Annotated in this window: 13 protein-coding genes and 1 pseudogene; 4 read left to right on the forward strand and 10 right to left on the reverse strand. The window is 69.4% G+C overall.

What is annotated here, in order from left to right; all coding sequences use genetic code 11:
• From lepB (E1218_RS31710) to E1218_RS31750, 9 genes are all read right to left on the reverse strand, one after another.
• The coding region (gene lepB, locus E1218_RS31710; RefSeq protein ID WP_132326733.1) for a signal peptidase I at positions 1-690 on the reverse strand (690 nt) is incomplete at its 3' end.
• The gene (gene lepB, locus E1218_RS31715; RefSeq protein ID WP_233712600.1) at positions 687-1,316 is read right to left on the reverse strand and encodes a signal peptidase I; all 630 of its coding nucleotides are present in this window, start codon (positions 1,314-1,316) and stop codon (positions 687-689) included. The genes lepB (E1218_RS31710) and lepB (E1218_RS31715), both read right to left, overlap by 4 nt.
• A gap of 144 nt (positions 1,317-1,460) precedes the next feature.
• On the reverse strand, positions 1,461-1,820 hold the full coding sequence (gene rplS, locus E1218_RS31720; RefSeq protein ID WP_132156998.1) for a 50S ribosomal protein L19: 360 nt from the start codon (positions 1,818-1,820) through the stop codon (positions 1,461-1,463).
• Positions 1,821-2,009: 189 nt separating this feature from the next.
• Entirely contained in the window at positions 2,010-3,209 is a 1,200-nt protein-coding gene (gene trmD / locus E1218_RS31725) for a tRNA (guanosine(37)-N1)-methyltransferase TrmD (protein ID WP_132326735.1), read from the reverse strand.
• A complete protein-coding gene (gene rimM, locus E1218_RS31730) occupies positions 3,209-3,757 on the reverse strand; it encodes a ribosome maturation factor RimM (protein ID WP_132326736.1) in 549 nt (182 codons plus the stop codon). The genes trmD and rimM overlap by 1 nt, the downstream gene beginning before the upstream one ends.
• Positions 3,758-3,850: 93 nt before the next feature.
• Positions 3,851-4,102 carry an RNA-binding protein gene (locus tag E1218_RS31735; RefSeq protein ID WP_132326744.1) on the reverse strand — a complete coding sequence of 84 codons (252 nt, stop codon included), beginning with the start codon at positions 4,100-4,102 and terminating at the stop codon, positions 3,851-3,853.
• 5 nt (positions 4,103-4,107) lie between these two features.
• Positions 4,108-4,659 (reverse strand): 30S ribosomal protein S16, encoded by a 552-nt coding sequence (gene rpsP, locus E1218_RS31740; RefSeq protein ID WP_132326737.1) that lies wholly within the window; start codon positions 4,657-4,659, stop codon positions 4,108-4,110.
• A 173-nt stretch (positions 4,660-4,832) separates the two neighbouring features.
• Complete coding sequence (locus E1218_RS31745; protein ID WP_132326738.1) at positions 4,833-6,194, reverse strand: 6-phospho-beta-glucosidase; 1,362 nt, start codon at positions 6,192-6,194, stop codon at positions 4,833-4,835.
• The gene (locus tag E1218_RS31750; protein WP_267900340.1) at positions 6,191-6,946 is read right to left on the reverse strand and encodes a DeoR/GlpR family DNA-binding transcription regulator; all 756 of its coding nucleotides are present in this window, start codon (positions 6,944-6,946) and stop codon (positions 6,191-6,193) included. Before E1218_RS31750 ends, E1218_RS31745 begins: the two co-directional genes overlap by 4 nt.
• A 123-nt stretch (positions 6,947-7,069) precedes the next feature.
• On the opposite strand from E1218_RS31750, the gene E1218_RS31755 reads away from it, so the two are divergent.
• From E1218_RS31755 to E1218_RS31770, 4 genes are all read left to right on the forward strand, one after another.
• Positions 7,070-8,020 (forward strand): carbohydrate kinase family protein, encoded by a 951-nt coding sequence (locus E1218_RS31755; protein WP_132326740.1) that lies wholly within the window; start codon positions 7,070-7,072, stop codon positions 8,018-8,020.
• Between the two features lie 5 nt (positions 8,021-8,025).
• Entirely contained in the window at positions 8,026-9,315 is a 1,290-nt protein-coding gene (locus E1218_RS31760) for an ABC transporter substrate-binding protein (protein WP_132326741.1), read from the forward strand.
• A 37-nt stretch (positions 9,316-9,352) separates the two neighbouring features.
• Positions 9,353-10,303, forward strand: a complete 951-nt coding sequence (locus tag E1218_RS31765) for a carbohydrate ABC transporter permease (RefSeq protein WP_132326742.1) — start codon at positions 9,353-9,355, stop codon at positions 10,301-10,303.
• 62 nt (positions 10,304-10,365) lie between these two features.
• The gene (locus E1218_RS31770; RefSeq protein ID WP_132326745.1) at positions 10,366-11,127 is read left to right on the forward strand and encodes a carbohydrate ABC transporter permease; all 762 of its coding nucleotides are present in this window, start codon (positions 10,366-10,368) and stop codon (positions 11,125-11,127) included.
• Here E1218_RS31770 and E1218_RS31775 read toward each other — a convergent pair.
• A pseudogene (locus E1218_RS31775) lies at positions 11,093-11,999 on the reverse strand (hypothetical protein); the annotation flags it as partial. The gene E1218_RS31770 and the pseudogene E1218_RS31775 sit on opposite strands and share 35 nt — an antisense overlap.

Consider the following 11,999-nt stretch of genomic DNA (forward strand, 5'->3'; position numbering starts at 1 on the left):
GGGGACGCCGAGCTTGGACCAGCGTCCGGCGGGCCAGACGACCAGGACGGCGCGGCCGGTGATCATGTCCATCGGGACGAACGCGGCGTCGCCGAGGTTGCCGCCCCCGTCGGCGTTGGTGTTGCTGAGGTGGACCCGGGAGTCGCCGGAGGCGGACCGGTGGTCGCCCATCACGAAGACCTTGCCGGCCGGGACGGTGACCTGGAACTCCATCTGCGACGGCGCGTCGCCCGGATACAGGTAGGCGGTCTCGTCGAGCGGCTGGCCGTTGACCATCAGCCGGCCGCGCTCGTCGCAGCAGGCGATCTTGTCGCCCGGCATGCCGACGAGCCGCTTGATCAGGTGACCGTGGCTGGAGTCCGGGAGCAGGCCGACGACCTCGAAGAACCGGCCGACCGAGCCGCGCTTCTGGCCACTCTCCTCCGGGCCGAGCCAGCCGCCCGGGTCCTCGAAGACGACCACGTCGCCGCGTTCGACGCCGGTGAGCTTCTCCACCACGACGCGGTCGCCGACGAGCAGCGTGTTCTCCATCGACTCGCTCGGGATGATGAACATCTGCCCGACGAACGCGCGCAGGATCGACGAGACGATGAGTGCCCCGACCACGATCAGGACGAACTCACGGGCGGCGGCGGCGAACCCCGAGCGGTGAGCGGGTTTCTCCGGCGTCTTCGTCGGTGTGTCGGTCACTTCATCAGCCCCGGCTTCTTGAAGGTTTCCGGAGGACGCAGCATGGTCATCCGGTCAGACGGCCAGATTACGCAACAGGCCCGGCCAACCACGTTCTCGACCGGCACGAACCCGCCGCCGGGTCCGCCCATGTGGGCACGGGAGTCCGCGGACTCGGCCCGGTTGTCGCCCATCACCCACAGGTGGCCGGGCGGAACGAGCACGTCGAACGGCTGCAACGACGGCTTGGCGTCCGCGAGCAGGTACTCCTGCTCGTCCAGCGGGATGCTGTTCACGGTGATCCGGCCGGCCTTGTCGCAGCAGATCACCCGGTCGCCGCCGAGACCGATGACCCGCTTGACCAGGTGCCCCTCGCCGCTGCGCGGCAGGATGCCGACGAACTCACCGACCTGGCGGAACGGGCCGGGCTCGAGCTGCTCCTCGTTCAGCCAGTTGCCGGGGTCCTTGAAGACGACGATGTCACCGCGATCCACGTCGCGGTGCATGTAGCTGATCTTCTCGGCCAGGATCCGGTCGTTCGTGGTCAGGGTGTCGTACATCGACTCCGACGGAACGTAGAACGCCTCGGCGACGAACAGCCGCAGTACCACCGTGATGACGAGCGCGAGCACCGTGACGGAGCTCATCTCGATGAGCAGGCTGAGCAGCGGGTTGCGCTGCTTCAGCCTGCGGTGACGTCCCTTGCTGCGACGTGCCCTCCTGGCTACCGGGCGAGGGCGAGCGCGAGTCGCAGTGCTCGGCGCCATAGGTGACCGTCGTCGCTAGGACGCTCAGGAGGCCGGGACGTCCCGCTTCTCCTTGATCTTGGCTGCCTTGCCGCGCAGCTCACGCAGGTAGTAGAGCTTGGCCCGGCGGACGTCGCCGCGGGTGACCACCTCGACCTTTTCGACGATCGGGGTGTGCAGCGGGAAGGTCCGCTCGACGCCGACGCCGAAGCTGACCTTGCGGACGGTGAAGGTCTCCTGCAGTCCACCACCCTGGCGCCGGATCACGACACCCTGGAACACCTGGACGCGGGACCGGTTGCCCTCGACGACCTTGACGTGCACCTTGACGGTGTCACCGGGGCGGAAGGCCGGGATGTCGTCGCGCTTGCTCGCGTTGTCGAGCTCGTTCAGGACGTTGCTCATCAGGTGTCTCTTCCTCGCGCGTGCCACAGGTCACCCACGAATGTCGGTGGTGATGAAGTCATCAAAAGGCTGCCGGTCGGTGGTCACCCCCTGTGGCAGGAGCACCGAAGGGCAGCAGCGAACAATCTTGCCACACCGGCGGCACGGTGACGAAATCGAGCACGTCCGGCCGCGCTTGGTGACCGGATGTCAACGCCGGCGGCGACGCTTCGTGAGGTGGACCAAATCGACCTTGGGGGTCTGCGGCTCGCGCCGTTGCTCTCGGTAACCGGCCTGCTGGTAGAGGGCGAGGTTGCGGGTACTCCGGTCGCCGGTGGTGAGCTCGTACGTCCGGACGTCGGCCGGCGCGAGCTGCTCGGCGGCGCGGAGGAGCCGGATGCCCAGGCCGCGGCCCTGCCAGTCGGGAGCGACGACCAGCCGCTCGATCTGGCCCACAGAGCCGTCGACGGTCAGCTGGACGGAGCCGACGATGCGGGCACCGGCGACGGCCTTGAGGACGGTGCCACGCTCCATCCGGGCAGCGACGGCGTCGGTGTCGTCGGTCAGCGGCGGGATCGTGTAGTCGTCGTACAAGCGGCCTTCGGAGAGGAAGGCGGCGAGTTGAAGCGTGTGGATCTCGCCCGCGTCGCCGACGGTTGCGGGCAGGACCCGGACCTGCGACGACGCGTCGTCCTTCCCCGCGACCACGTCGCCCCACGCCGCGAGCAGATCGGGCCGGCGCTCCGCAGTACGCCGTACCGACTCCTCGTGGCGCCATTCGGCGATCAGGCCGTGGTTCCCCGACAGCAGCACGTCCGGTACGTCGTGCCCGCGCCACGTCGGCGGTTTCGTGTACACCGGGTACTCCAGCAGCCCGTCACCCGAGTGCGACTCCTCGGACAGGGACTCCGGGTTGCCGATCACACCGGGCAGCAGCCGGGCGATCGCCTCGACCATCACGAGTACGGCGACCTCACCGCCGTTCAGCACGTAGTCGCCGATGGAGACCTCGTCGACGCGCATCCGCTCACCCGCGTACGACGCGACCCGCGCATCGATCCCCTCGTAGCGGCCACACGCGAACGCGAGCCACGGCTCGGCGGCCAGCTCGTACGCGAGCTCCTGGGTGAACGGGCGACCCGCTGGGGTTGGCACGATCAGTCGGGGCTGTGTTGGCCCGTCAGGCGGGGCTATGGCGTCGAGAGCCTCGCCCCACGGCTCCGGCTTCATCACCATGCCCGCACCCCCGCCGTACGGGGTGTCGTCGACGGTCCGGTGACGGTCGTGGGTCCACTCACGGAGGTCGTGCAGGTTGATGTCGAGCAGACCGCTCTTCGCCGCCTTGCCGACCAGGGACACGTCCAGCGCGGCCAGGTACTCCGGGAAGATCGTGACGACGTCCAGCCTCATCAGTCCGCGCCTGGCTCGGTCGGAACCACCTCGGCGCCCTCCGGGTCCAGCAGGCCCGGGCGGTCGGCGACGACGACGTACCCCTTGTCGACGTCGAGTTCCGGGACCAGCTCGTCGACCAGGGGCACGAGGACGGCGTGGCCGGCCGGGCGGCGGATCTCCAGCAGGTCCTGCGACGGCAGGTGGACGACGTCGATCACCTCGCCCGCTTCGACACCGTCGGTCGTCCGGACGGCCAGGCCGATCAGCTCGCGGTCGTAGTACTCGTCCGGGTCCTCGGGGCGCTCGTCCTCGTCGATCTCGGCCTGCACGACCAGGTTGCGCAGCTGCTCGGCGGCGGTCCGGTCCGGCACCTCGGCGAACTTCACCAGCAGCCGCCCGCTGTGCCACCGGCTGGACGCGACGGTCAGGGTCCGGGGCACCCTGGCGGACGTGACGACGGTCGAGCCGTCGGCGAACCGCCGCTCCGGCTCGTCCGTGCGGACGTCCACGCCGACCTCGCCCTTGATCCCGTGCGCCCGGCCGATCCGCCCGACTGTCACCAACACCGCTGGAACCCTTCTGCTGTCACCGATTCACCTGAGGATATGGCGAAGGGCCGCACCCGCGACGGGTGCGGCCCTTCGAGACGTACTACGAGCTCAGCGGCGTCCGCGCCGGTTGAACTCGTCGACGAAGTCGATCCGGAGCGACGACTCGGAGCTGAGCGCACCGACGACGGTCCGGATCGCGGTCGCGGTCCGGCCGTTGCGGCCGATCACCTTGCCGATGTCGTCGGGGTGCACGTGCACCTCCAGCGTGCGACCACGCCGCAGGTTGCGCGCCCGGACGCTGACGTCGTCGGGGTTGTCCACGATGCCTCGGACCAGGTGCTCGAGCGCCTCGGTCTCCATCATGGTCAGGCCTTGGCGTCGTCGGCGGGCGCCTCGGCCGGAGCCTCGGTCTCGTCAGCCTTGGTCTCGTCAGCCTTGGCCTCGTCAGCCTTCGGGGCCTCGTCGGCCTTCGGGGCCGCGTCCGCCTTGGGGGCCTCGCCCTTCGGCGCGTCGTCCTTCTTGTCAGCCTTCTTCGCCGCGGTCTTCTTGGCGGTGACGGCCTCGGTCTTCAGCGTGCCGTGCGCCTCGGCGAGGGCCTCGTTGAAGATCTCCTGCTTGTCCCGCTTCGGCTCCTTGACCTTCAGCGGCGCCGGCGCGGCCTCACCCTTGAACTTCTGCCAGTCGCCGGAGGCCTTGAAGATCGCCTCGACGGCCTCGGTCGGCTGCGCGCCGACGCTCAGCCAGTACTGCGCCCGGTCCGACTCGACGTGGATGAACGACGGCTCGGCCTTCGGGTTGTACTTGCCGATCTCCTCGATGGCCCGGCCGTCCCGCTTGGTCCGGGCGTCCATCACGACGATGCGGTAGTGCGGCGCACGCTTCTTGCCGATGCGCTTCAAACGGATCTTGACTGCCACGTTTGTGGGGTCTCCCTCGGATTACATGTCTGGGTGAGCAGCACAGCGTCGTGGGGACAACGGGTGACCACTCGGATGGGCCGAGCCAGGCAGTGGAGTTAGAGGGCTGCACGAACCTGGACGGACTCAGCAGGCCATTGTGCCAGATGCACGGCACAGCGACCAACCCGAGGTCAGGGCCGGAACGGCGCCAACTCGGGCAGCTCCCGAGCATACGCGTCCAGCAGCTTCCGGGCGGCGGTGACCGAGTCGATCAGCGGGTGCCAGGCGAAGGCTCGCAGGGCGGCGCCCCGGGATCCGCCGGCGGCCGCCTCGATCGTGGACCGTTCGACGGCCTTGACCGCGCAGACCAGGCCGGCCTGGTGGTCGGTCAGCTGGGACACGGTGACCGGCCGGGCGCCGTTGGCGTCGACCGTGCACGGGATCTCCACGACCGCGTCGTCGTCGAGATGGCGCAGTACGCCCCGGTTGCGCACGTTCAGGATCAGCGACGCCCGCTCGTTGTGGGCGATCGCCCGCATCAGCGACAGGGCGACCTGCTCGTACCCGCCGGCGGCCATGTCCCGCTCGTCCCGCTCCCCTGCCTCGGCGACCTCACGGCTCTCGACCATGTACGTCGACTCACGCTCGGCCCGGGTCTTCTGCCACAGCTCGAGCGCCTGCTCCGGGTGCCGGGCGGTCTCCGCGTAGAACGCCGACTGCTGCCCCAGCAGGAACGTCCCCCGCGTCTGCCGGACAGCCTGGACGGCGGCCAGCGTCTCGCGGGCGAAGTAGTAGTAGTGCAGGTACTCGTTCGGAATCGACCCCAGCGACCGGAGCCAGTCCGCCCCGAACAACCGCCCCTCCTCGAACGACGCGAGCGCGTCACCCGACTCCAGCAGCGACGGCAGGCGGTCGAGCCCGCCGGACTGCAACCCGCGCAGCCAGCCGAGATGGTTGAGCCCCGCGTAGTCGTAGAACGCGGTCGACGGGTCCACTCCGAGCGCCAGCGCGGCCCGCCGGCCGAGCCCGGACGGCGAGTCGCAGATCCCGATCACCCGGTCGCCCAGGTGCGGGATCATCGCCTCGGTCACCATCCCGGCCGGGTTGGTGAAGTTGATCACCCACGCCTGCGGCGCCACCGCCGCGATCCGCTGTGCGATCCGCACGGCGACCGGCAGCGTCCGCAGCCCGTAGGCGATGCCGCCCGCGCCGACGGTCTCCTGCCCGAGTACGCCGAGGTCGAGAGCGACCCGTTCGTCGACGGTCCGCCCCTCGAGCCCGCCCACGCGGATCGCGGAGAACACGAAGTCCGCACCGCGGAGCGCCTCGTCCAGGTCGGTCGTCTCGGTCACCACGGGCGCGTCCACACCGGGTGCCGCCGTACCGGCCGAGGCTGCCTGCTGGCGCAGCACCGCCCCGATGGCCGACAACCGGGAGCGGTCGGTGTCGTACAGCATCACCGACGTGATCCGGCCGTCGCCACGGTCGCCGAGCAAGGCCTGGTAGACCAGCGGGACCCGGAACCCGCCGCCGCCGAGGATGGTCAGCCTCACGTCAACATCACCTGTACGCCTGCCTCCGTCAGTTGGGCCCGGGTCGCCTCGTCGGCGCCGGGCTCGGTCACCACCATGGTCAGCTCAACCGGCTCGCAGACGCGCGCGACGCCGTGCCCCGGGAACTTCGTCGCGTCCGCCAGCAGCACGACCCGGTCGGCGGCGTTGATCATCGCCCGCTTCACCGGTACTTCGATCATCGTGCTGTCCATCACCCGTCCGTCCGGCCGGACCCCGCTGGTCCCGAGGAAGAGCCAGTCGACATGGAGCTGCCGCAGGCTCTCCTCGGTCAGATACCCCACCAGCGACCGGTAACTCCGCCGGACGAACCCGCCGAGCACGATCAGCTCGATGTGCTCGTCGTTCTGCAACTCCTCGAGGACGGCGAGGTTGCTGGTGACCACGGTCAACGACCGGCCGTGCAGATGCTGCGCGACCCGCAGCGCGGTGGTCCCGATGTCGAGCAGGACCGACTCGCCGTCGGTCACCAGCTCGGCGGCCTTCCGCGCGATCCGGTCCTTCTGCTCCGCATGGACGGCGTTCACGTCGGCGAACGGCTCGTCGCCGCCGTCGACCGCGAGCGCACCGCCGTACACCCGGGTCAGCCGGCCCGCGGCGTGCAGTTGCTCGAGGTCGCGGCGGATCGTCGCTTCGCTCACCCCGAGTCGCTCGGCCAGCAGTTTGACGCCCCCGGCCCCGTCGGCCCGGAGCGCGCGCACGATCTGATCCTGTCGCTGCTTTGGCAACACCATCAAACCGTATCACGCAAACTCTGTCATTTTCAGTCAAAGTTGTGATCAGGCATTGCATATTCTGCGCAAGAGTCTCAAGATTCATGCACGAGTTTGATCGAGCATGCAGGAGTGTGGCGTCACATGGGTGAGCTGGACGTGGTCGTGTCCGGCCTGGTCTTTCAGGACCTGGTGCTCGGCCTGCCCACTCCGCCCCGGCCCGGCACCGAGGTCTGGGCCACCGGCTCCCTGGAGAGCCCGGGCGGTATCGCGAACTTCGCGGTCGCACTGGCCCGGCTCGGGCTGCGCACCGGCCTGGCCGCCGCGTTCGGCGCGGACGACCTGGGCGATCGGCTCTGGGACCGGCTCACCGGCGGCGAAGGCATCGATCTGACTCTCTCCCGCAAGCTCGCCGGCTGGCAGACCCCGCTGACCGTGGCCCTTGCCTATGACGACGACAGGGCACTGGTCACCCGGGGCACCCCTCCCCCGCTGTCGGCCGACGAGCTGATCACCGCGCCGCCGGCCGCCCGAGCCGTCGCCGCCCACATCGGTCCCTGGCCGAACGAGTGGCTGGCGAAGGCGAAGGCGGCCGGCTGCGTGGTGTTCGCCGACGTCGGCTGGGACCCGTCGGAGCGGTGGGACCCGCGGGTGCTCGACCAGCTCCAGCACTGCGACGTGTTCCTCCCGAACGCCGGCGAGGCGATGCGCTACACCCGGACGGACAGCCCGGAGCAGGCCCTCGGACGACTGGCCGCCAAGGTCCCGGTGGTCGTCGTGTCGAACGGCGCCGACGGTGCACTGGCGCTCGACGCCGGCACCGGTGAGCGGGTCGTCGTACCGGCGTACCCGGTGCCGGCGGCGGACACCACCGGGGCGGGTGACGTGTTCGCCGCCGGTTTCATCGCCGCCACCCTGTGGGAGCTGCCGCTGGCCACGCGGGTCCGGTTCGCCGCACTGGTGGCCGCGCTGTCGGTGACCCGGCTCGGCGGCGCCGACGCGGCGCCCGGCTGGGCCGAGCTGGCCGCGTGGCAGGCCGCGCACCCCGAAGACCACCACCTCCAAGCGCTGATCAGCGCCCACTCAGGAAGGTAAGAACCATGGAGCTCTCACGTCGGACGCTGCTCGCAGGGGGCTTCGCAGCCGTGCTCGGCGGAACGGTCGTCGGCTGCTCGTCCGGGATGGACGCCGGGTCGACGACGAAGAAGAACGCCGCGACCGAGCTGACCCTGTGGTGCTGGCCCGGCGGCCTGGGCAAGTCCGTGCTCGACGACACCGTCGCGTACTTCCCCGACCCGAAGATCAAGTACTCCGAGGTCGGCGGGGACTTCAAGCAGAAGCTGATCACCACCTTCAACGGCGGTACGTCGATCCCGGACATCACCGGGATCAAAGGCGAGGACATCGCCTCGATGCTGCCGCAGGCCGAGCGGTTCGTGGACCTGAGAACCGTCGGCGCGGACGCAATCCTCGGTGACTACGTCGAGTGGAAGGTCAAGCAGGCCACCACCCTCGACGGCAAAGTGATCGGCCTGCCGATCGACATCGGCCCGACCGCGCTGTACTACCGCGAGGACGTGTTCACCAAGGGCGGCCTGCCGGGTGACCCGGCAGCGGTGGCCGAGCAGTTGAAGACCTGGGACGACCTGTTCGCCGCCGGCGTCGAGCTGAAGAAGTCGAACCCGAAGGCGCTGATCGTCTGGGACGCCACCGACCTGTACGACATCGTCGTCGGCCAGGGCACCGAGCGGTACGTCTCCAAGGACAACACGTTCATCGGCGACCAGGACCACATCCGCAAGGCCTGGGACACCGTGGTCAAGGCGATGACGCTGAAGATCGACGGCAAGACCGCGAGCGGTTCACCGGACTGGAACGCCGGCCTCGACCAGGGCACCGTGCCGGCGCACGTCGGCGCCGCCTGGGTGGCGCTCGACATCAAGTCCGCGGTGAAGTCCAGCGTCGGCGAGTGGCGGCTGGCGCCGACCCCGGGCGGGCCGGCGAACTTCGGCGGCTCGTTCCTCACCATCACCAAGAACGCGGCCGACCCGGCCAAGGCGTTCGAGGTGATCAAGTACATGCTCACCCCGGACAACCAGGCGAAGGCGTTCGCCGACGCGCAGATCTTCCCGGCCACGCCGTCCGCCTACGACAAGCCGCAACTGAAGGTCGCGGACCCGTTCTTCGGCGGCCAGGTGCCGATCGAGATCTTCGGCCCGGCGGCGGAGGCGATCCCGGTCGCCTACGAGGCACCGTCCGACGTCGCGGTCGCGCAGCCGTTCAAGGACGAGCTCAAGACCGTGCAGTCCGGCGCCAAGACCTCCGACGCGGCCTGGTCCGCCGCGGTGTCCAAGGCGAAGTCCATCGCCAAACGGCAGGGAGTGCAGTGACGGTGTCGGTGATCGGGCCGTGGCCAGGAGAGGCCCGATGACCGGTACTGCGACGGCGCCGGCCGCGACCGCGGTGCCGCTGACCGGGCCCTCCTCCGGTCAGCGGCACCGCCGGCGGGTCCGGTCGTACTGGCGGTTCTACCTGGCGCTGTCGCCGTTCTACGTCCTGTTCGCGGTCTTCGGGCTGTACCCGATGCTCTCCACGATCGTGCTGGCCTTCCAGCGCTGGGACGGCCTCGGTGCCCGCCGGTTCACCGGCCTGGAGAACTTCCGGTTCCTAATCGAGGACCCGACGTTCTGGCTGGCGCTGACGAACACCGTCGTGCTGTTCCTGATGTCGACGGTGCCGACGCTGGTGATCGCGCTGGTGCTCGCGGTGATGCTGCAGTCCGCCGTCCGGTTCACCAGCGTTTACCGGATCGGCTACTTCATCCCGAACGTCACCTCGCTGGTGGCGATGGCGATCTTCTTCGGCTCGGTGTTCAGCACGAACTTCGGCCTGGTGAACGCCATGCTGCGGTCTCTCGGCATCCCCGAGCAGGACTGGCTCGGTCAGCCGTGGGGCATCAAGATCGCGATCTCGACGATGATCGTCTGGCAGTGGGTCGGGTACAACACGCTGATCTACCTGGCCGGCCTGCAGGCGATCCCGCGGGACCAGTACGAGGCCGCCAAGGTCGACGGCGCCGGCACGGTCCGGACGTTCTTCTCGATCACGCTGCCGCAACTGCGCCCGGTGATCCTGTTCACCGTGGTCATCTCCACCATCGGCGGGCTGCAGACGTTCACCGAGCCGCAGGTGATGGTCGGCAACAGCGGCGGCACCGGGCAGAGCGGGATGACGGTCGTGCTGTTCTTCTACCGGGCCGCGTTCCTGGACAACGACTACGGCTACGCGGCCGCGATCGCGCTCAGCATCTTCGCGCTCGTGCTGTTGTTCACGGCAATCAACTGGCGGATCTTCCGCGGCAGGGGTGAGGACCGGTGACGCGTTACCGGCTGCGCGGGGTCGCGCTGCACGTCGCACTGGTCGGCGCGCTGCTGGTGTTCATGTTCCCGTTCGCGTGGACGATCATCATGGCGTCGAACAGCACCGCGGACATCTACCGGTTCCCGCCGAAGTTCAGCTTCGGGTCGCAGTTCGACGACAACGTCCGGCACGTGCTGGCGAACGTCGCGTTCTTCCAGTCGATGCTGAACACCGCGGTGGTGGCGGTCTCGACCACGCTGCTGGTGCTGTTCTTCGACTCGCTGGCCGCGTTCACGTTCGCCAAGTTCCGGTTCCCCGGGCGGAACGCGTTGTTCGTGGTCCTGCTGGCGACGATGCTGCTGCCCGCGCAACTGGCCGCCGTACCGCAGTTCCAGACGATGGCGCTGCTCGGCTGGGTCGGGTCGCTCAAGGCGCTCATCGTCCCGGGTGCGGCGAACGCGTTCGGGATCTTCTGGATGCGGCAGTACTTCCAGAACTCGATCCACGACGAACTGGTCGAGGCCGCGACGCTCGACGGCTGCGGCTTCCTGCGCACCTACTGGCACGTGGCGCTGCCGTCGGCCCGGCCGGCGCTGGCGTTCCTCGGCATCTTCACCTTCGTCGCGTCCTGGAACGACTACATGTGGCCGCTGATCGTGCTCACCAACCCCGACCACCTCACCCTGCAGGTGGCGCTGTCCACGCTGAACCGCAGCCACGGCGTCGACTACAGCATGGTGATGACCGGGGCGCTGATGGCGATGGTGCCGCTGGTGATCGTGTTCGGGATCTTCGCCCGGCAGTTCATCAAGGGGTCGACCGAAGGCGCCATTCGCGGCTGAGCACGCCGGCCAGCACGAGGAGGTTGCCCAGCAGCGCGAGCAGGAACGCGGGCGGCGAGTCGCCCTTGGTCAGTGCCGGCACGGCCGCGACGACGCCGATCACGACGTACGTCGTCGCGGCCGGTGTCAGCCAGGTGCGGGTCCGGCCCTGGGTCGCGGCCAGCGCGAGCCACGCGATGCCGACGGCGACGAACGGTTCGAGCACGGCCAGCCAGGTGACGTCGAAGAAGGCGAAGCCGTCGGGATGCCGGACGAACGGTTGCACGAGCAACAAGATGCCTCCGGCCACGACCAGGACGCCGCCCGGTGGTGGAACCGGCCGCCCGCGCAACTCGAACGGCCTGAGCACGAGCAGGAGTACGACGGCCATCGCCGCGGCGATCCCGGTCGAGCCGAGCCACGCGGCGGTCTCGTCGTCGGAGATCCCGCCGCCGAGGATCAGCAACCCGTCCTCGAGCACCGACACGGCGCAGCCGGCGACGATCCCCAGGGCGACCAGGCCGGTCCATCGGGCGGCGAGGCTCGCCACCAGGGCGCCGACAGAGGAGACGAAGATGGGGTCGATCCAGCTCCGGTCGACGTACCACCCGGTGGTTGCCTCGTCGTCCCAGAGCTCACGGGACGCGGTCGGGCCCGGCCAGTTGAGGTAGATCAGCAGAGCCGCACCGATGACGAGCGCCGCGACCGCACCCCACGGAGTGGGGGTCGCTGCAGCGGGCGGCGCGGCTGCGGTGGTCTCTGCAGGCGCGGCGGAGGTCAGGGGTTGCAGCGGTGAGGAGGGCGCGTGCGTCACACTCGACGTGGGGCCCTGAGGTGGCTCGGTGTGAGGTGGCTCGGTGTGAGGTGGCTCGGGGGTGGGGGCTGGTCTAGGT

The organism is Kribbella turkmenica (genome assembly GCF_004348725.1).
GTDB lineage: Bacteria > Actinomycetota > Actinomycetes > Propionibacteriales > Kribbellaceae > Kribbella > Kribbella turkmenica.